The following is a 19077-nucleotide window of genomic DNA, read 5'->3' on the forward strand; positions in this document are numbered from 1 at the left end:
CTATACAAAAAGTAATTGTGAAGAAATTACAAGTAATTGCAGCGAACTGTCGCAAAGTATTTGCTATTTTACGTGAATAGAATGGTTATAACAATTATGGCTGTGGCTAACAAAATCGTGCGAATCGTTTTTTGATGTTGCACGTGTTGTTGCTGTTGTAGCGCTTTTAAGACTTGTAATTGTTGCTGCTGACTTTCTTTGCCTGTTTTTAAATAGTCATACACTAAATCAGGTATCTCAGGCAGTTTTTCATTCCAAAAAGGCAGGTTTTCTTTAATTTTGCTAAATACGGCTTTGACGCCCATTTGCTCTTTAACCCAATTCTCAAGAAATGGTTTTGCTGTTTGCCATAAATCTAACTGTGGATACAGTTGACGCCCTAATCCTTCGATGTAGAGTAAAGTTTTTTGCAGTAAAACTAATTGAGGCTGCACTTCCATATTAAAGCGGCGTGCGGTGTTAAATAAGTTGACCAGTACTTGGCCGAAGGAAATTTCTGCTAATGGTTTATTAAATATTGGTTCACAGACGGTACGAATGGCAAATTCAAACTCATCGACACTGGTGCCCGCAGGTACCCAACCAGAATCTACATGCAACTGGGCAACTTTACGATAATCTCGGTTGAAAAAGGCAACAAAGTTTTCAGCTAAGTAACGTTTATCTTCTCGGTTTAGTGTGCCAACAATGCCGCAGTCAATTGCTATCCATGTGGGATCTTCAGGGTTAGTGGCATCAACAAACACATTACCAGGATGCATATCGGCATGAAAAAAGCTGTCACGAAATACTTGAGTGAAAAATACCTCAACCCCGCGTTCAGCGAGCAATTTCATATCCACGCCTAAGTCATGGAGTTTATCTACTTCACCTACTCCTATGCCATAAATGCGCTCCATTACTAAGACATTTTTAGTGCTGTATTGGCTATAAATTTCAGGTACGTAAATAATATGGTCAAACTCTCGACCTTGACTGAAATTACGCTGCAGTTGAATGGCGTTGGCGGCTTCTCGATTAAGATCAAGCTCGTCTAAGATGGTTTTTTTGTATTCTGCTACCACTTCTTTTGGGCGCAGGCGTTTTCCATCTGGCAACCAGCGCGATAAAATCTTGGCAAATAATGCCATCACTTGAATATCCGCATTGATCACTTTTTCGATTTTAGGCCGTAATACTTTGATCACCACTTGCTTATCAGTGCCATCAAGCGATAAATCAGCCGTATGTACCTGCGCAATAGATGCCGAGGCTAATGGTTGTAACTCAAAATTGCTAAAAAGTTCATCAAAAGTTTGTTGACCAATCGCCTGTACAATAATCTGCTTAGCTTGTTCACCATCAAATGCAGGGACTCTATCTTGCAACATCGCTAGCTCATGAGCAAAATCTTCAGGCAGTAAGTCTCGCCGAGTAGAGAGCATTTGACCAAACTTAATAAACACAGGGCCTAGTGATTCAATTGCCAAACGAAAGCGTAATGCTAATGGCTGGTTTTTATGCTTATTTCTGATCCAAAAGACACTTAAACGGGCAAATTTTACGTACCAAGGTAAGGTGTTCTTTGGTAATAGCTCATCCAGCCCGTAATTGAGGAAGGTTTTGACGATGCGATATAAGCGAAAACTACTCAACAGTTTGCCCTTTATTGTTTGCTGCCGCTAGTGCAGGGTCGGTTGAAAGTGTTTTTTCCAGCTGATTCATCTGCGACTCTAGTTGCTGTAAACGTTGTGATAATTGGTTAACTTGCGTGGAGAAGTCTTCAATTTGATCGCTAGTAACGGCAAGTTGTTTTTCATGAACTAACCATTCGCTGGCATCGGCTTGGATTTGCTCAGCAGCAAATTTAAATTTAGCGGATAACCATAAACTAAACTGTTCAATTTTGTAGGTGGGAACATCGCCAATGTGTTTGGCAAGTTCGGTTCGCCAGTCAATAGAGATATTTTCAAACAAGCTTGCGTAGCGCTGAGCAACTTTTAAATCTCCTTGAATATCGAGTTTGTCTTGTTTGATCAATTCAGTCAGTTGCTGATGCCGCTGTAACTCTTGTAGTGCTGCAATGTTAGCAAATAATTGACAATCACTCTCTCCATCTATACTGGTCACTAATAGTTGCGTGTCGTTAGCAGTTAACGTAATAGGAAAATTTAACTCACTGAGCTTAATGGTTAAGGTTTTGCCAGCAAGATCTCGCAAAGCATTGTTATGATTAATATTTAATGCTAATGCGTTATTGATAATTTTTTCAATGATCAATAACAACATTTGTTGCGGCAAATGGAGCGACGACATAAGTTAAAATTTATACCCTTTATGTAAAGCGACAACGCCACCGGTTAAATTGGTGTATGTGGTTTGCTCAAAGCCTGCTTCTTCCATCATGGCTTTTAAGGTCTCCTGATCAGGGTGCATTTGAATCGATTCAGCAAGGTATTGATAACTTTCGCTGTCGTTCACCACTAATTTGCCTATTTTAGGCAGTACATTGAAGGAGAAAAATTTACCGGCCTTATCGAGTAGTGGGTATTCAGGCTTAGAAAATTCTAACACTAATAAGCGGCCACCGGGTTTTAACACACGGTGCATAGAACGCAACGCCATTTCTTTATCAGTGACATTCCGTAAACCAAAGGCAATGGTGATAATATCAAAGGTGTTGTCTTCAAACGGAAGGTACTGAGCATTCGCTTGTACATATTCAATATTTTGCACTAGCCCTTGATCACGTAACTTATCACGACCAACATTGAGCATTGAGCTGTTGATATCTGCCAGTATGACTTTACCTTCACGACCGACTAATTTAGAAAATCTTGCGGTTAGATCGCCTGTTCCACCTGCTAAATCCAAAACGGTGTTACCTGGGCGGACACCACTGGCGTCTATGGTGAATCGTTTACATAAACGGTGTAGGCCAAAAGACATTAAATCATTCATTATGTCGTATTGTTGCGCCACAGAATGAAAAACACCGGCAACTTTCGACTCTTTTTCGTGCTTTTCGACCGTTTGAAAGCCAAAATGTGTGGTGTTATCAGAATCAGAAGATTCTTTGGGGTTCACAGGGGCTTGTTCAGAAGATGACATAACACTTTCACTATACTAAAAAATTAATCGTAGTCTACCGTATTTTTTGGCAATAATTAACTATTCAGATCAAGTTATCTGAATGGCTGTACGATTTAACGGCGGCATTTATCTTAATTGTGAATAAAGATAAATGCACATCGAAGGTAAAAGTGAGGGAATGACTTAATATCTCATTGATATAATAAATAAAAAGGGATGTTTCTGACTGTGTTCAGATAGAAAAGGAATTTTTTTCTTGGTGAGTTATAAGAGTCATTTTTTCAGTTGTTAACGGCCTCTTCAGTATGGCAATATTAATAAACTGAAAAATAAAAGGAATTATTATGAAAAAACTGATATTAATTTTATCACTGTGCTGTTTTTCTTTTGTTTGGGCTAATGAATTTTCAGGCTCAATTGTGGCGAAACAGTGGCTTAAAATAGTTGATGCAGGTCAGTACATTGAAAGTTGGCAGAAGTCGGACTCTTTCTTTAAATCACAACTTTCTCAAACAAAATGGAATACTGCGCTTAAAGGCGTTCGTTCTCCTTTAGGGCATGTTATATCTCGCGAAGAGGTTAGTGAGAAAGCGTATACATCTCTTCCTGGTGCTCCAGATGGCGAGTATCTAGTGATTCAATTTCAAACTGAATTTCAAAATAAAAAACTAGCAATAGAAACATTAACACTGAGTAAAAATAGTGGCCAATGGCTTCCTATTGGTTATTTTATTAAGTAAATTTACTCTGATCAGATGAAGTTACTATTGATGTAACATACTATTACAAACTTGGTGTTGCTTGAAAAATATCTCGCATATATCTTTAACTAGTATGTCATTAGTTTAATCAGAGGGATTTATGAACATATTACATAAATGGATAATTCTAGCTTGTTTATTGCTAGCGGCTTTAATTTCTTATGGTTATGGCCTTTCTCAAAGTGCAGCTTTTTTCGTTTTCTTGGGTATGGTGTTAGAGCTGACGTTTTGGTTTGGTATTTTTGGACAAAGAAAACAATATCACGATAAACCTCATCGTTAACCGACGGCTAATAAGGATGGTTACGTGAAGTATTTCATCTTAGTTTCAGACACTGTTTGTCTTTTCTATGACTTGTAATATAAAACCTTGCCCAAAACCACCGCGAAATAATAACGAATAATTAGTTACTTTTGAGCTAGGTATTAGCTTTAATTTAATATCCCCCAACACTTGATGAAATAGCCGTTGACTACTCACCTCAAAGAGGTTTTGATGTGTTAACGGTATTAAAGTTTTTGCGTACTAGAGTGATAATATCAGGTTGCTTCTCGTTATCTGATGTCTATTGTACTGAGAGAAAAATAAGGATAAAGAGGTGTTTAATAGGCTGAAAAAATTCATGTCAAAAGGAGTTTGGCATTCATTAGCTGTGATCATTGTTGCATTGGTTGCTGGGCCAGAGCTTATGATGAGCATGGAACTTATGGCCATGATAGAGCTACTAGGGGCTTCAACATTCGTATTAATGTACTTTTCAGGAGTAAAATTACTGTTTACTAAGCTTATGGTTAAATATCAAAAGTTTGAACGTCATTCCGTTTTATTTGTGCCGTCGATATCAGCGTTAAGGCAAATGCCTTCATTAGCGCTTCATGCCATACCTGAACGTACTGTTATTATTGGTTTTTTAGGTTTTATCATCCTTGGTATGTCATGTCTGATAATCAATATGTCTCTTGGTATATGAGATAAAACGTGCTGCAATTTATTCCTATGGATATTGAAATAACGATTTAGCATAACCTAAACAATGTTAGCGCTTGAGTTTGTGGCACATTTGACAATATGATCTTGCCTCATAATGAAGTGTTGTAAACCAAGGAGGATGTAATGAAAATATATGGCGATGTTCACTCTGGTAATTGCTATAAAATAAAACTGTTAACCGCGTTAGTTGACATTGAGCATGAGTGGATTGATGTTGATATTCTGGCAAATGAGACACAATCTGAATCATTCCTTGAGAAGAACCCTAACGGCAAAATACCATTACTTGAATTAGATGATGGTCGTTACCTTTCTGAATCTAATGCTATTTTAAATTTTCTCGTCTCGGGAACTGCATTTGAACCACAAGACGCTTATGAAAATGCAAAGATACAACAATGGCAGTTTTTTGAGCAATACAGCCATGAACCATTTATTGCAGTTGCCAGATTTATTGCGAAATACCTTGGTTTACCTGAGGCTCGTAAAGCCGAGTATGAAGCCAAACAGGAAGGTGGTCATAAAGCGTTAAAAGTCATGGAAGAGCAGTTAACTAAAACGCCGTATTTAGTTGGTAATAAACTAACCGCTGCTGATATCTCTTTATATGGCTACACACATGTTGCACATGAAGGTGGCTTTGAATTAGATAGCTACCCTGCTATTCAAGCATGGTTAGTTCGTATTCAGTCTCACCCTAACTATATTGGTATTGCGTAATTGGAGCAAATAATGTCATTAGCACAATATTTACAGCAGTATTTTGTTGAAAAAAGTGAGTTTGCCGCGCTAGCTGGGCTGTCTGTTAGTCGGCTTGAGCAACTCATTGACATCAAAGCGATACCTAGCGCCACCTATATTTGTGATGATGATTCAGTTTACTCAGCAATTTTTGGTAGCACGCAAATCGAAACACTGTTAACAGGAGAGTATTTCAGACCTGAGTGTGTGCGATGGGTGCACATTGCTCATCAGGCTCCCTGCGGAGCTGAACGTGCAGCTGTTATCACACAGCTAACCAAAGAGTTTAGAGCTGCACTCGCAAGCTATGGACAGTCTGAGCAAGCGGTTCACGCTAAAATACAAAGTTACCTACCGTATTTTTTTAATGGCACTTTTGGGCTTTGTGTCGCCGATCCTTCCTGTGGAGCCAGCATAATCAAGAAAGAAATGCTGCAAGAGAAACTGATAGCCATCACTGATAATGGGAATGTATCGTCACCAGTAGGTACTTCAAAGGATGCACTGCTTCAGTTAATCGATGATTACGCAGCATCGGCAATGCCATTTTCGCCTGCGGAGTATGAACGCAGCAGTCGAAAGCGGCTGGTTGATGATTTACGCTCGGTTGTGGCAGCAGCCTGACTGAATCAGATAACTCAATAGCCTGACAATATATGTCACGCTGCATTTATGATAGCCAGTATGTTAGTGATAATAACTATTACTTTTCATTCAGCAGTTAAAGGATAGAGGATGAATAATCAAAAAGTCGCAATCATTACCGGTGGTGGCCGAGGCATAGGAGCTGCGACTGTCAGGCTTTTTGCCAAAAATGATTATGCCGTATGTATTAACTACCAGTCTAACGTTGAGGCTGCTAATCAATTAGCGCAAGAAGTCAAAGCTCAAGGCGGTCAATGTATTACTGTACAAGCGGATGTTTCTAATGAGTCTGATGTGGAACGTTTATTTGCAACGGTTGAGCGAGAATTAGGTGCGATTTCTGTGCTGGTCAATAACGCAGGCATATTAAAAAAGCAGATGCGTTTAGAAGAAATGAGTGCAGAGCGGATCAATGCTGTGCTAATCAACAATGTCACCAGTTATTTTTTGTGTTGTCGAGAGGCAGTCAAGCGGATGTCAACTCGCCATGGTGGGGTGGGTGGCGTTATTGTCAATGTCTCGTCAGGTGCAGCTTGCTCTGGCTCTCCCAATGAGTATATCGATTATGCTGCATCTAAAGGAGCAGTAGACACATTAACTAAAGGTCTATCGTTAGAAGTGGCCGCTGAAGGTATAAGAGTTAACTGTGTTCGTCCGGGATTAATTTATACCGATATGCATGCCAGCGGCGGTGAACCCGATCGCATTGCGAGGTTAGCAAAGAACATTCCATTGCAACGAGGCGGTTTGCCTGAAGAAGTTGCTGAAGCTATTTTTTGGTTAGCGTCTGATAAATCGTCATTTGCTACAGGGAGCTTTTTGAATGTATCTGGTGGTTTATGATGGACTTAGGTTATTAATATATGGATCCTAATGATATTGGCACCGCTTACGATCAAATTACCCACCTTTGGGAAAGAAGTACATTTGATCGACAAAATGGCATGGAACAGCATAGGCGAGCTTTGGCGTTTGCCAAAAATAAAGGTAGCGCTTTGGATGTCGGTTGTGGCTGTACGGGTAGGTTTATTGACCTGCTTAAGAGTGAAGGCTTTATACCTGAGGGCGTAGATGTATCACAAAAGATGGTAAGCCTTGCCAGAAAGCGCCATCCTGAGGTTATTTTTCATCATCAAGATATCTGTGAGTGGGAAATTTCAGCTAAATATGATTTTATTACCGCATGGGATAGCATCTGGCATATTCCTTTGTCACAGCAAACAAAGGTGATGGAAAAGCTTGTCTCTAGTCTCAACCAAGGCGGTATTTTAATCTTTTCTTTTGGGGGAACTAATCAAGCTGATGAGCACTCCAATAATGCCATGGGACCTGAAATTTCATACTCAACTTTAGGTGTTAATGATTTTGTTAACTTATGTATAGGTTTAGGTTGTATACCAAGGCACCTAGAATATGAACAATTTCCAGAATTACATGCATACTTGATTGTCGAAAAAACTTAGTTTTTATTGCATCATTAGACTAAGATTATCAGTTGAGTCAAAGGAGATTAGCTATGTCATATGTAGATGGTTTTGTTGCTGCTGTGCCAACAGCGAATAAAGTGGCGTACCTTGAACAAGCGGAAGTTACGGTGGAAATGTTCAAAGAGTGTGGAGCATTAAAGGTAGTTGAAACTTGGGGAAATGATGTTCCTGATGGAGAAATCACATCATTTCCGATGGCGGTTAAAGCAAAAGATAATGAAACTGTGGTATTTTCATGGGTTATCTGGCCATCTAAAGAAGTAAGGGATGCTGGTTGGCAAACAATGATGGCAGATCCAAGAATGGATCCAGCAAACAACCCTATGCCCTTTGATGGAAAAAGGCTGATTTATGGTGGTTTTGATATCATTTTAGATAAGTAGAGTATAGAGTTCTATTAAGCTTGAAATGATGCTGTAATTTGCATCTAAGCAAGAGCTGTTGGTGGAAATAATAGTCTGTGCGGTTTTATTGCGTGCTGACAAATAGGATGTTGTCTTACAAGGAAGGAGTCAATGATGACGAATACATATAAAAATATAATTTCATACTTTTTAGGGAGTGCTTTCTGTTATTTATTTGTTTGGTTCTCTGGTATTGTCGCCGCAATGCCGGTACCTGAACTTCTCAGACCATACCACCACTTTGTTATTTCATATTATTCAAATATTTTGCTAGTTCTTTTGGCGGCCACCTTTTCATGTGTGGTAATCGTTGGTGTGCGTAAGGTATTTTCTTTTTTTACTCGGCAAAACTTGTTTTATTTTGCATTGCCAATCATTTTATTTTTAGCTTATTTGATGGCTTTTTTCAGTTTGGCAGTAGTCCCTTTATTGTATGCAATCGTTCCAACTTTGCTCGTTGCGCTGTTATTAGGTATTCGAGTAGAAAAGACTGAATAATGATTCTAGAACGATAATGAAACGCTCGAGAATACATTTTACATTTAGTTCAAGTTAATATATTTGTTTAAAACTTAGCAAGGTTGTTGAAATGCAATGATATTGGAAATAGATAAAGTGCTAAAATGCTTAATTGGCCTAGTATTAATGATGAGTATGTGCTCACTTCATGCTCAAAATCAGTTGGAGATCTCTACTAAAGCTGATTTTTCTATCGGTGAAATTATTGAGTTCGATTCGGTCGTGCTTAATGAAAAACGACAGCTTAATATTTATCTGCCTCGTAGCTATCACGGTGATTCCAAGCAAAAATATCCCGTGATTTATCTTTTAGATGGCGGTGCGAATGAAGACTTTATCCATTTGGCTGGGCTGGTGCAATTTGGCTCTCTGTCGTGGATAAATCAGCTACCTGAAACTATCATTGTTGGTATCGTTAATGTTGATAGAAAACGCGATTTTACTTACCCAACTAATAATCAACAAGATCAACAGGACTTTCCTTCTAGTGGAAGGTCAGAGCAATTTATTGAATTTATCGGCTCCGAACTGCAACCCTTAATTGAAAAAAATTATCGTACCCATTCAGTTAGAACCCTTATTGGTCAATCGTTAGGTGGCTTACTTGCAACAGAGGTATTGTTTAAATCGCCGAACTTATTTGATAACTATATTATTATTAGCCCAAGTTTATGGTGGGATGATGAGTCGTTATTCTCCTATACGCCATTAACATCATCCAAAGAAAAATCCATTTATATTGGCGTAGGTAAAGAAGGAGCAATCATGGAGCGATTAGCAAAAACCTTGTTTGAAAAAGTGAATACCAAAAAGCCTGCTAATTATTCTGTTAATTTTCAATTTTTCGAACAACTGAATCATGGCGACACCTTACATTTAGCTGTGTATGATGCGTTTGAGCGGATATTTCGCATTCAAAAAAAATAACAATGTATATACGTTGATAGATTGGATACATGCTCACTGATAGGAGATTGTGAATACATGAATATCTTTTTAATGGCTGCAGGCGCTTTAAGTGCGATTGCTGCTCTTTTACATCTAGGCTGTATTTATTTTGGTGCTCCTTGGTATCGTTTTTTTGGGGCAGGTGAGCACATGGCGCAACTTGCTGAACAAGGTAGTTTGCAACCGACTATTGTTACTAGTTTTATCGTGTTGGTGTTAGGAATTTGGTCAATGTATGCATTTTCTGCCGCCGGTCTTATGGTTAAGTTGCCATTTATGCGTATCGTATTAGTGCTGATCACCATTATTTATTTAGCACGAGGCATTATCGGCTTTTTTCTGATAAATACTCCCATGGGGCGCACGCCAGAATTTTGGTTTTGGAGCTCAATGATCTGTTTATTCTTTGGGGTTATCCATTTGATCGGGGTTAAACAACAGTGGGCAAACTTATGATTTTGGCATGGGTATCGATGATAGGAGTACCTGCGTATTAAATTGCTTTGGAGTATTACTTTCATCGTTGTGTTGATTTGGTCTGGGATTAATCCAAAGGATCAATTTACTTGGTTCTTGGAAGTCGCCCCCGCGATAATTGGCGCTATGATACTTGCGTTAACTTATCGATCGTTTCGGCTAACTGATATGCTATACGGTTTTATTTTATTGCACTGTATCGTGTTGATGATTGGCGGGCATTATACCTATGCCGAAGTGCCCTTTTTTGATGGCTTATTTGGTGCAGAACGAAATAACTACGACAAAGTGGGGCATTTTTTTCAAGGGTTTGTCCCAGCACTATTAGCAAGAGAAATATTGATACGTAAGCAGGTGGTTAATGGTGATATGTGGCGTAATGTTATCATCATTTCAATTTGCTTAGCATTTAGTGCCTTTTATGAATTAATTGAATGGTGGGTTGCTATTGCCACCGGTGAAAATGCCGAAGCATTTTTAGGGACTCAAGGTTACATCTGGGACACTCAATCAGACATGGGCATAGCATTACTTGGCGCTATTAGCTCATTAATCGCATTATCTTTTTGGCATGATAAGCAGCTATCAATGCTGGCTAATAAACCAGAGAGTACAAAAGTATATCGTTAAAATACCTCGTATTGCCTTGTAGCAATTTGCTAATGCTAAGCGAAAGTTATTGCCTAGTTAATTGAGTGTAATTAGGGCGTTTTGATCTTTGTTATTTGATTTTTGTTCGAGACAAAAGCGTTTTAAACGCGGCGTGAGGAATGACGCTTAGTCATCTAAGCAAATCTCCTCACAACAAAGAATAAAACGCTTTTAACCGAACCTTTCAGGCAGTGTTTGTTGTCATTTCTACTATGTTGCCCCACATGGATGTGGGGTAAGGTGATTTTGCAGGAGCACAAAATCTTTAGTGCTTTATCATGTGGAACAACCACACATCAAAAGCACTGCCTTGTATAAATTTCCAACAAACTGCTGCAAAAACAAACTTGAAAGTTCAACACGCCCTAATTGATTGTCATACTTTTCAATAGAAATTTCTTGGTCTAGAGTAATAATGATGAGCCAAGCTTTTTTGACTCAACGCTGTGGAGTATCAAGCTTTGAATATCGATTTACGACAGATGGTTATTGCTATCGAAACGGCAGTGTCTTTAGTGGGCATGAATGATACCAATCATGGTAAACGAGTGGGTTATATTGCCAGTCAAATAGGTAATCAGTTAGGTTTCAGTGATGAAGATATCCAGTTTGCCTTTGAGCTAGGGCTGTTGCACGATTGCGGTGTATCTACTGAACAAATGCATTCAAGCTTAGTGAATCATTTTGACTGGAATGATGCTCATATCCACTGCCGTATTGGTCATCAGTTATTAAAATCATTTGAACCGTTAGCAAAGTTTTCAATCCCCATCCTTCATCACCATACTCATTGGATTGATTTATCAAATGAAAATATTAGTGCGCATGATGCACTGATGGCTAATTTAATTTTCATCTCAGATCGTATTGATGTGCTGGCATCTTCACATTATGAAACAGATATTTTGCTGGCAAAAGCACAAGTTGTAAAAGCTATCACTGATCATTCGGGCACTTTTTTCAAGCCGGAGTTAGTGCAAGCATTTGAAAGTGTAGAGTGCACAGAGGCGTTTTGGATTGCACTGGAAGATAGACACATTACCCGATATACCTGGGATATGGGCAAATACTCGAGTGATTGTCCTTTATCGCTTGAGCAAATAAAACATTTGTCATTGATCATGGCATATATTGTTGATCAGAAAAGTCCTTTTACTGCACTGCATTCGGTAAGGGTGGCAGATGTTGCCAAATTTATCGCTACGACTTGTGGTTTGTCAGAAGCGCAATGTCACAAGGTTGAAATTGCGGGGCTACTACATGACTTAGGTAAACTGCATACACCGGATGATATTCTTGAAAAAGCAGGTCCGTTAAATGATACCGAGCGTTCGGTGATGAACCAACATAGTTATGAGACCTTTGAAATATTGCGCCATATCGAAGGGCTTGGCGAGGTGGCTCGCTGGGCAGCTTATCATCATGAAGGGCTCAATGGAGCTGGCTATCCGTTTCATCCAAAAGAGCGTGATTTAAGTACCGAAGCAAGAATTATCGCTGTTGCTGATGTCTTTCAAGCATTAGTGCAAGATCGGCCTTATCGCAAAGGGATGACGCTTGATGAGGTGCTAGTGATCCTTAGCAAAATGGTTGAATCTGGAAAATTAGATAACACAATCGTTACCCTTGTTGAAGGGGTTGCCGAACAGTGTTTTGCCATAGCACAAGGCAGTGATCCTAATGAGAATCAAGCTTATTTAAATTTATTTTCTTTGTAAGCCTTGGGGCGCTGCCTAAGTATTCATCACAGCTTTTACGCGTTGGAGTAGTGTTCTCGGCTGCCAAGCCAGCGGTTAATTAATGCTAAGGCATTTTCTGGGTGCTGCTTCCATAATAAGAAGGCATGTTGTTGTACTTCGGGGATCAAATCAGCATCTCGCACTAAGTCGGCAATTTTTAACTCAGCTAAGCCGGTTTGTTTAGTGCCCAACAATTCACCCGGCCCTCTAATTTCTAAGTCTTTTTGTGCGATAACAAAGCCGTCGTTACTCTCTCGTAAAACGGCTAACCGTTTGGTGGCGGTTTTTGATAATGGACTTTTATACATTAATACACAGTGCGAGGCGACGGATCCTCGTCCAACTCGACCACGAAGTTGATGCAACTGCGCTAAGCCTAATCGCTCGGGATTTTCAATCACCATTAAGCTAGAATTCGGCACATCCACACCCACTTCAATCACTGTGGTGGCAACCAGTAAGTGCAGCTCCCCGTTTTTAAATGATTCCATCACGGTTTGCTTTGCTTGCGCTTTCATTCTGCCATGTACCAGCCCTACTTTTAGCTCTGGTAAGTGTGCTTGTAAATAAATGGCGGTATCTTCAGCCGCTTGACACTGTAATACTTCTGACTCTTCAATTAGGGTACACACCCAATAAGCTTGGCGGCTTTCTTCTAAACAAGAGTGTCGAATACGTGCAATGACGTCATCTCGACGACTGTCAGGTAAGGCAACTGTGGTAATAGGCGTACGTCCAGGGGGTAATTCATCTATCACTGAGGTGTCGAGATCAGCATAGGCGGTCATGGCAAGTGTCCGTGGGATCGGCGTAGCCGTCATGATCAATTGATGCGGATAATTGCCTTCAAACGCGCCCTTTTCTCGTAATGATAAGCGTTGATGCACACCAAAGCGATGCTGCTCATCAATAATAATCAGTGCCAGTTTGTTGAAAGTAACATCATCTTGAAACAGTGCATGGGTGCCGACAATCATTTGCATATCACCATTTTCAATATGGGTTAATGCGTGTTGACGTGCTTTACCTTTAGTTTTACCTGCGAGCCACCCTACTGATATCCCCAGCGGTTCAAACCACTGTTGAAAGTTGATGGCATGTTGCTCCGCCAAGATTTCGGTGGGCGCCATTAACGCCACTTGATAGCCTTGGCTGATTGCCGTGATTGCGGCGAGTGCAGCTACTAAGGTTTTGCCTGAGCCAACATCCCCTTGAACTAAACGCATCATTGGCATTGCTTTTTGGAGATCAGCTCTGATTTCTTTTACGACTCTTGCTTGTGCGTTTGTTGGTGAAAAAGGTAAAGAGGTTAAAAATCTCGTTTCTAGTTGTTGATCAACGCTTAACGAAGTTGCTTGATGAACATCACTGGATTGTCTGAGTTTGAGCATGCTGAGATTATGGGCAAGTAACTCTTCTTTTATCAGGCGTAATTGAGCAGGATGTTTTCCGTCCTCTAATTGGGTAACCGAAGTATCTGGCGTTGGTCGATGAATAAAAGCTAATGCCTCGGCTAATGAATAGGGTTCATTGATAAAGTTCGCTGGCAATAATTCTTCTACTTGTCCGCGTTGTAACCTTAATAGCGCTTGATTGGTTAAATTGCGCAGGGTAATTTGTTTCAAACCATCAGTGGTCGGGTACACAGGGGTTAATGTTTCTTCAACGGCAGTGAGTGGTTTGTCTTGATCTAGTGGCTTGTATTCTGGGTGGATGATTTCATAGCCACGTGCACCTCGTTGTATTTCACCATAACAACGAATACTTAAGCCGACGCTGAGGTTATTTTTTTGTGCGGCCGAAAAATGAAAAAACCTAAGGTTAACCGTGCCAGTGCCATCATTGATAGTGACAACCAGCATCCGTCGCCGCCCTTGAATAATTTGGCTTTGGGTGACTTCACCAATGATGTTAGTGTAAATGCCAGGTAAACAATCTCTGACCGCTGTGACGCGTGTTCTGTCTTCATAACGAAGTGGCAGGTGGAACAATAAGTCTTGCACAGAAACTAAACCGATTTTTTCTAGTTTCAGCTTCATGCTTGGACCAACACCTTTTAGCGTTGATATTGCAATACGAGCAAGATTTCCTAATCCCTGTTGTGTGCCTGACACTTGGTTAATCCATGGTTAGTTGTCGATTGCTTGCCAAGCTTCTTGGGTCATTTGCATTTGTTGCCACCACTCCTGCGACGCAATGATCTGACCGTGCTCGTCGATACTCGGGTAAGGTAAGCCTTTACGCTTACAAGCTTGGGCAAATATAGGATGGCCACCTTCAAATAAGAATCGTTGACGACGTTCATATGAAATGCTCGGAGTGTCGTACATGCCAGCTGCTTTACGTTGTCTTTGCGCTTCATAGAGTACAACCGCATTTGCAACCGATACATTCAATGACTGCACCATGCCTACCATAGGGATGACAATATCTTGGTCGGCAAGCGCAAGGGCTTCTTCAGTCGCACCAAATTTTTCTTGCCCGAGGATAATTGCCGTTGGCTTGGTGTAGTCAATTTCACGAAAATCAACAGAGCTATCAGATAAGTTAGTCACTAAAATCTGCATATTTTGCTTTTTTAATTCAGCAATGGCGTCTGTTGTGCGGGAATAATTATGAACATCTACCCAATTTTGGCTGCCCGCGGCGCTACCGCCACGCACTTCCATTTCTTCGTTTTTCCATACCGCATGCACATCGCTAATACCAATGGCATCAGCGGTACGTACTACAGCGGCTAAGTTATGGGTTTTATGTACACCTTCCATGCAAACGGTGAGATCAGGTTGGCGCTGATCTAGCATGTTATTAATGCGTTGTAACCTTTCTGGGGTCATTCAATCAATCTCTATCTGTGATGCGATTAAGCAACGTTAGGTAATTCCATTACCCCGTCAATTTCAATAGCAACATCTTTGGGTAAGCGTGATACTTGTACTGCTGCACGAGCCGGATAAGGTTGTTCAAAATACTGGCTCATTACTTCGTTGACAGTGGCAAATTGGCTTAAATCTATTAAAAAGATATTTACTTTTACCATGTCGTTTAAGTTGCCACCGGCTGCTTCACATACGGCAGATAAGTTTTTGAATACTTGGTGTGCTTGTTCGGTAAAATCATCCGATACAATTTCCATTGTGCTAGGAACCAATGGAATTTGACCTGAAAGATAAACGGTATTTTTAACTTTCACTGCTTGGCTGTATGTACCGATGGCACTGGGTGCATTCTCTGTATTAATAATTGTTTTCATGTGCTTCCTATAAATTTTACTTGTTTCGGACAACGCGCTGTACGTCAACCATCACTTTAATTTTACGAATAATGTCGGCTAAATGGATACGATCTCGACAAGTAATTTCCATATCAATTACGTATAAGCCAGATTCTTTTTCACCTGAATTAAGTGAATGTACGTTAGAGTCACATTTAGCAACGACATTGGTTAACTTAGCTAACGCCCCTTGGTGGTTGAGGATTTCAATACGTAATTTTGCAATAAAATCGCGATCGATATCACTGTCCCACTTCACCGGGAATAACTGGCTCTCTTGAGAGCCTTTAATATTACGACAGCCTTGTTGGTGAACGATTAAGCCTTTGCCTGGGCTTAAGTAGGCTAGAATGCTATCTCCTGGGATAGGTCGACAACATTTTGCATAGCTGACCAACATACCTTCGGTGCCTTTAATCGGCATTTTGGTTTTACTGTTGGAATGATTCAGTACTCTGTCTTCGGTAAATTCATCGGTAAGTCGGCGGGCAATACCTATGCTAAGTGCGTTACCTAAGCCGATATTCACCAGTAAATCATCAAAACTTGCATTACCTGTTTCTTTGACCACTTGCTCGATTTTTTCTTGGCCGATTTCTTCTAATTTTGTTTTACCCAATGCATGACTTAATAATCGTTTACCTAATGAGTGAGACTCGTTTTGTTCTTGTGAGCGTAAGTAGGTTCGAATTTGTAATCGTGCTTTGGCGGTGACAACAAAGTTTAGCCATGTCGCGTTAGGACGAGCTGCTGATGAGGTTATTACTTCAATGGTTTGGCCTGAATCAATAGGTTGGCTTAATGGGTAAGGTTTTCTGTCTACCTTGACCCCAACACAGGAATTACCCACATCGGTATGAACGGCATAGGCAAAATCAACAGCGGTAGCCCCCATAGGCAATTCAATGATGCGACCATCTGGGGTAAATACATAAATTTCTTCAGGGAAGAGATCGGATTTAACGTTTTCAATAAACTCAAACGAACTGCCGGCGCTTTGTTGCAACTCTAGTAAGCTTTGCATCCAACGTCTTGCTTTCATTTGTGCGGTAGTGCCGCTGTCATCCCCGTTTTGTTTATAGAGCCAATGAGCGGCAACCCCTTTGTCAGCCATTTGGTCCATGTCATGAGTTCGAATTTGAATCTCTACAGGGATACCATGAGGACCAATTAGTGAGGTATGCAATGACTGGTAACCATTGGTTTTTGGAATGGCAATATAGTCTTTAAAACGTGTCTCTATCGGTTTAAATAAATTATGAACAGCCCCAAGTGCTCGGTAACAGTCGTCGAGTTTATTATCAACAATCACGCGAAAAGCATAAATGTCCATGACTTCATTAAACATCAACTCTTTATTAAGCATTTTTCGGTAAATAGAGAACAGATGTTTTTCTCGACCAATTACTTGTGCTTCGATGCCATGCTCTGTCAAACGAGCAGAAATTTCTTCTCTAATATTATTGATGATTTCTTTTCGGTTGCCACGTGCTTGTTTTACCGCAGATTTTAATGCACGAGAGCGCATTGGATAAAGGGCTTCAAAGCCCAACACTTCCAATTCATTTTTAATATTATGAATACCCAGACGATTGGCAATGGGCGCGTAAATATCCAGGGTTTCACGGGCAATACGGCGACGTTTGTCGGGGCGAAGTGCGCCTAAGGTGCGCATATTGTGCGTACGGTCAGCCAGTTTGATCAAAATAACACGGATATCTTGCACCATGGCCAATAACATCTTGCGAAAGTTTTCCGCCTGCATTTCCGCTCTATTATTGAATTTTAACTTATCGAGCTTACTAACCCCTTCAACCAATTCTGCAACGGTATGGCCAAATAATTCTGCTAATTCATCTTTAGTAACTTCGGTATCTTCAATCACATCATGTAGTAGCGCTGCCATTAAAGTTTCATGATCCAAATGCATTTTGGCTAGATTTAATGCTACGGCAACGGGATGAGTTATGTAGGGCTCACCACTCGAGCGCATCTGCCCTTCATGGGCATCTCGGGCAACAATATAGGCTTGCTTTAGCAAGTCTACTTGTACTTTAGATAAATAACTTGATACATGTGCTTTTACAGGTTCAAAAAGGTACACGTAATACTTTCCTTCGAGAATGGTGAAATTAACAGGCTGCAATAATAAGAATACGTCGAATTGTTTGGAAAGCCAAACAGTTCCTACACTTGGCGGTGCTAGTTAGAAAAAACGCGTAATTATGATGTCATAATTACGCGTTTTTTAACAAGTACTGCTGTTGAGTTATTGTTGGCTATTTCCACCAACAATGGCTGCTACTGCAGCAAGCTCAGCTGTTTCTTGCTCAATTTGCTCATGACGATCTGTGTCGTCCATCACTTCAGTTGTGATTAACCCTTCCTCTATTTCACGTAATGCGATAACAGTAGGTTTATCATTTTCTAACTCAACCAAAGGTTCTTTACCACCCGTCGCTATTTGACGAGCACGACGAGATGCAATTAACACCAAGTCAAAACGATTACCGACTTTATCTACGGCATCTTCAACAGTTACGCGAGCCATTTGGTCACTCCAACGATTAAAATTTACAAAATAGTTGCGTAGTTTACTATGTGCTTAATCGTTAGCCAATAGATCTTTGAATAAAAGTTGATGATTTTCGACTTGTTGGCTACGTTTTAAACGTTGATTTTCGACAATCGTGGTTAAATCAGCCAGTGCCTGATCAAAATTATCGTTAATGATGATGTAGTCGAACTCTTGATAATGGGAGCACTCCGCTTGTGCTTGTGCCATTCGTTGTTGAATGGTTTCTTCGCTGTCTTGTCCGCGACTGCGTAGGCGGTTTTCTAATTCTTGTTTAGAGGGAGGGCTGATAAATATGGTGGTAACACCCGGTTTTTTTAATCTCACTTGTTGTGCACCTTGCCAATCAATATCAAGAAACACATCAATTCCCTGTGCTAATTGTGCGTCAATTGCCGTTTCAGAAGTGCCGTAATAGTTACCGAATACTTCTGCGTACTCATAAAACTCTTTTTGTGCGATTTGTTGTTTAAATTGCTCTACTGTAACAAAGTGATAATGCTGACCATCGATTTCACCCGGACGAGGATCACGCGTGGTATGAGAAACTGATACTTGCATTACCCGTGCGCTGGGTTGCTTTAATAGCGCTGAAATTAAACTGGATTTACCAGCACCGCTAGGAGCTGAAAGGATAAATAAGTTGCCTGTAACCGCCACGACTAACCTCAAGTAGTTTGTATTAAAAAGCGAACTATAGCTGAAATCGTCAAACGTTGCGATTATCTCTGGGCACTTGTTGTTATTTTTGACTTAAAAAAAACCGCGCCTTAATTAGCGCGGTTTTATTAAA

The 19077-nt window shown here is 40.3% G+C and carries 22 protein-coding genes; 13 read left to right on the forward strand and 9 right to left on the reverse strand.

The genetic code is table 11. The features are described from left to right. Positions 1 to 68: 68 nt before the first annotated feature. The 3 genes from ubiB to ubiE are packed head-to-tail and all read right to left on the reverse strand — an operon-like array spanning position 69 to position 3090. Entirely contained in the window at positions 69 to 1634 is a 1566-nt protein-coding gene (ubiB, locus tag IV514_RS14960; protein ID WP_206486091.1) for a ubiquinone biosynthesis regulatory protein kinase UbiB, read from the reverse strand. Beyond that, positions 1627 to 2295, reverse strand: coding sequence for an SCP2 sterol-binding domain-containing protein (locus tag IV514_RS14965; RefSeq protein WP_206486092.1), 669 nt, complete (start codon positions 2293 to 2295; stop codon positions 1627 to 1629). The genes ubiB and IV514_RS14965 overlap by 8 nt, the downstream gene beginning before the upstream one ends. A gap of 3 nt (positions 2296 to 2298) precedes the next feature. Further along, a complete protein-coding gene (ubiE, locus tag IV514_RS14970; protein WP_206486093.1) occupies positions 2299 to 3090 on the reverse strand; it encodes a bifunctional demethylmenaquinone methyltransferase/2-methoxy-6-polyprenyl-1,4-benzoquinol methylase UbiE in 792 nt (263 codons plus the stop codon). 326 nt (positions 3091 to 3416) lie between these two features. Here ubiE and IV514_RS14975 point away from each other — a divergent pair, with 326 nt between their 5' ends. The 13 genes from IV514_RS14975 (at position 3417) to IV514_RS15035 (ending at position 12414) form a co-directional block, all read left to right on the forward strand. Further along, the gene (locus IV514_RS14975) at positions 3417 to 3812 is read left to right on the forward strand and encodes a DUF4019 domain-containing protein (RefSeq protein ID WP_206486095.1); all 396 of its coding nucleotides are present in this window, start codon (positions 3417 to 3419) and stop codon (positions 3810 to 3812) included. A gap of 121 nt (positions 3813 to 3933) precedes the next feature. Further along, on the forward strand, positions 3934 to 4116 hold the full coding sequence (locus IV514_RS14980; RefSeq protein WP_206486096.1) for a hypothetical protein: 183 nt from the start codon (positions 3934 to 3936) through the stop codon (positions 4114 to 4116). A gap of 340 nt (positions 4117 to 4456) precedes the next feature. Continuing rightward, entirely contained in the window at positions 4457 to 4804 is a 348-nt protein-coding gene (locus tag IV514_RS14985) for a hypothetical protein (RefSeq protein WP_206486098.1), read from the forward strand. A 143-nt stretch (positions 4805 to 4947) separates the two neighbouring features. Then, the gene (locus tag IV514_RS14990; protein WP_206486100.1) at positions 4948 to 5544 is read left to right on the forward strand and encodes a glutathione S-transferase family protein; all 597 of its coding nucleotides are present in this window, start codon (positions 4948 to 4950) and stop codon (positions 5542 to 5544) included. A gap of 12 nt (positions 5545 to 5556) precedes the next feature. Then, positions 5557 to 6189, forward strand: coding sequence for a DUF6058 family natural product biosynthesis protein (locus tag IV514_RS14995; protein WP_206486102.1), 633 nt, complete (start codon positions 5557 to 5559; stop codon positions 6187 to 6189). Between the two features lie 111 nt (positions 6190 to 6300). Beyond that, positions 6301 to 7053 (forward strand): SDR family oxidoreductase, encoded by a 753-nt coding sequence (locus IV514_RS15000; protein ID WP_206486104.1) that lies wholly within the window; start codon positions 6301 to 6303, stop codon positions 7051 to 7053. 20 nt (positions 7054 to 7073) lie between these two features. After that, entirely contained in the window at positions 7074 to 7673 is a 600-nt protein-coding gene (locus IV514_RS15005; protein WP_206486106.1) for a class I SAM-dependent methyltransferase, read from the forward strand. Positions 7674 to 7726: 53 nt separating this feature from the next. Beyond that, on the forward strand, positions 7727 to 8080 hold the full coding sequence (locus IV514_RS15010) for a DUF1428 domain-containing protein (RefSeq protein ID WP_206486107.1): 354 nt from the start codon (positions 7727 to 7729) through the stop codon (positions 8078 to 8080). A 132-nt stretch (positions 8081 to 8212) separates the two neighbouring features. After that, positions 8213 to 8599: a hypothetical protein gene (locus IV514_RS15015; RefSeq protein WP_206486108.1), complete on the forward strand. Its 387-nt coding sequence runs from the start codon at positions 8213 to 8215 to the stop codon at positions 8597 to 8599. A gap of 96 nt (positions 8600 to 8695) precedes the next feature. Beyond that, positions 8696 to 9547 (forward strand): alpha/beta hydrolase-fold protein, encoded by an 852-nt coding sequence (locus IV514_RS15020; RefSeq protein WP_206486110.1) that lies wholly within the window; start codon positions 8696 to 8698, stop codon positions 9545 to 9547. A gap of 57 nt (positions 9548 to 9604) precedes the next feature. After that, positions 9605 to 10024, forward strand: coding sequence for a hypothetical protein (locus IV514_RS15025; protein ID WP_206486112.1), 420 nt, complete (start codon positions 9605 to 9607; stop codon positions 10022 to 10024). Positions 10025 to 10060: 36 nt separating this feature from the next. Then, positions 10061 to 10675: a DUF2238 domain-containing protein gene (locus tag IV514_RS15030; protein WP_206486315.1), complete on the forward strand. Its 615-nt coding sequence runs from the start codon at positions 10061 to 10063 to the stop codon at positions 10673 to 10675. A 482-nt stretch (positions 10676 to 11157) separates the two neighbouring features. Beyond that, complete coding sequence (locus IV514_RS15035) at positions 11158 to 12414, forward strand: HD domain-containing phosphohydrolase (RefSeq protein ID WP_241242397.1); 1257 nt, start codon at positions 11158 to 11160, stop codon at positions 12412 to 12414. A 35-nt stretch (positions 12415 to 12449) separates the two neighbouring features. Here the strand turns inward: IV514_RS15035 and recG are convergent, their stop codons facing one another. From recG to gmk, 6 genes are all read right to left on the reverse strand, one after another. Beyond that, positions 12450 to 14549 (reverse strand): ATP-dependent DNA helicase RecG, encoded by a 2100-nt coding sequence (gene recG, locus IV514_RS15040; protein ID WP_346776935.1) that lies wholly within the window; start codon positions 14547 to 14549, stop codon positions 12450 to 12452. A gap of 15 nt (positions 14550 to 14564) precedes the next feature. Next, the gene (trmH, locus tag IV514_RS15045; RefSeq protein WP_206486114.1) at positions 14565 to 15272 is read right to left on the reverse strand and encodes a tRNA (guanosine(18)-2'-O)-methyltransferase TrmH; all 708 of its coding nucleotides are present in this window, start codon (positions 15270 to 15272) and stop codon (positions 14565 to 14567) included. Positions 15273 to 15298: 26 nt separating this feature from the next. After that, a complete protein-coding gene (locus IV514_RS15050) occupies positions 15299 to 15688 on the reverse strand; it encodes a RidA family protein (RefSeq protein ID WP_206486116.1) in 390 nt (129 codons plus the stop codon). A 16-nt stretch (positions 15689 to 15704) separates the two neighbouring features. Further along, positions 15705 to 17813 (reverse strand): bifunctional GTP diphosphokinase/guanosine-3',5'-bis pyrophosphate 3'-pyrophosphohydrolase, encoded by a 2109-nt coding sequence (gene spoT, locus IV514_RS15055; protein WP_206486118.1) that lies wholly within the window; start codon positions 17811 to 17813, stop codon positions 15705 to 15707. A gap of 165 nt (positions 17814 to 17978) precedes the next feature. Beyond that, complete coding sequence (gene rpoZ / locus IV514_RS15060) at positions 17979 to 18260, reverse strand: DNA-directed RNA polymerase subunit omega (RefSeq protein ID WP_206486120.1); 282 nt, start codon at positions 18258 to 18260, stop codon at positions 17979 to 17981. A 54-nt stretch (positions 18261 to 18314) separates the two neighbouring features. Next, positions 18315 to 18944 (reverse strand): guanylate kinase, encoded by a 630-nt coding sequence (gene gmk / locus IV514_RS15065; RefSeq protein WP_206486121.1) that lies wholly within the window; start codon positions 18942 to 18944, stop codon positions 18315 to 18317. Positions 18945 to 19077 lie beyond the last annotated feature (133 nt).

This window comes from Thalassotalea sp. G2M2-11 (genome assembly GCF_017168195.1).
Taxonomy (GTDB): domain Bacteria; phylum Pseudomonadota; class Gammaproteobacteria; order Enterobacterales; family Alteromonadaceae; genus Thalassotalea_E.

Bases quoted from the DNA above. Each gene is read 5' to 3' on its own strand.
- IV514_RS14990 (WP_206486100.1), top strand. From the start codon at position 4,948: ATGAAAATATATGGCGATGTTCACTCTGGTAATTGCTATAAAATAAAA.
- rpoZ (WP_206486120.1), bottom strand. From the start codon at position 18,260: ATGGCTCGCGTAACTGTTGAAGATGCCGTAGATAAAGTCGGTAATCGT.
- IV514_RS15005 (WP_206486106.1), top strand. From the start codon at position 7,074: ATGGATCCTAATGATATTGGCACCGCTTACGATCAAATTACCCACCTT.
- IV514_RS15010 (WP_206486107.1), top strand. From the start codon at position 7,727: ATGTCATATGTAGATGGTTTTGTTGCTGCTGTGCCAACAGCGAATAAA.
- IV514_RS15020 (WP_206486110.1), top strand. From the start codon at position 8,696: ATGATATTGGAAATAGATAAAGTGCTAAAATGCTTAATTGGCCTAGTA.
- IV514_RS15050 (WP_206486116.1), bottom strand. From the start codon at position 15,688: ATGAAAACAATTATTAATACAGAGAATGCACCCAGTGCCATCGGTACA.
- IV514_RS15000 (WP_206486104.1), top strand. From the start codon at position 6,301: ATGAATAATCAAAAAGTCGCAATCATTACCGGTGGTGGCCGAGGCATA.
- IV514_RS15025 (WP_206486112.1), top strand. From the start codon at position 9,605: ATGAATATCTTTTTAATGGCTGCAGGCGCTTTAAGTGCGATTGCTGCT.
- ubiE (WP_206486093.1), bottom strand. From the start codon at position 3,090: ATGTCATCTTCTGAACAAGCCCCTGTGAACCCCAAAGAATCTTCTGAT.
- IV514_RS14980 (WP_206486096.1), top strand. From the start codon at position 3,934: ATGAACATATTACATAAATGGATAATTCTAGCTTGTTTATTGCTAGCG.
- trmH (WP_206486114.1), bottom strand. From the start codon at position 15,272: ATGACCCCAGAAAGGTTACAACGCATTAATAACATGCTAGATCAGCGC.
- IV514_RS15015 (WP_206486108.1), top strand. From the start codon at position 8,213: ATGATGACGAATACATATAAAAATATAATTTCATACTTTTTAGGGAGT.
- IV514_RS14965 (WP_206486092.1), bottom strand. From the start codon at position 2,295: ATGTCGTCGCTCCATTTGCCGCAACAAATGTTGTTATTGATCATTGAA.
- IV514_RS14985 (WP_206486098.1), top strand. From the start codon at position 4,457: ATGTCAAAAGGAGTTTGGCATTCATTAGCTGTGATCATTGTTGCATTG.
- IV514_RS14995 (WP_206486102.1), top strand. From the start codon at position 5,557: ATGTCATTAGCACAATATTTACAGCAGTATTTTGTTGAAAAAAGTGAG.
- IV514_RS14975 (WP_206486095.1), top strand. From the start codon at position 3,417: ATGAAAAAACTGATATTAATTTTATCACTGTGCTGTTTTTCTTTTGTT.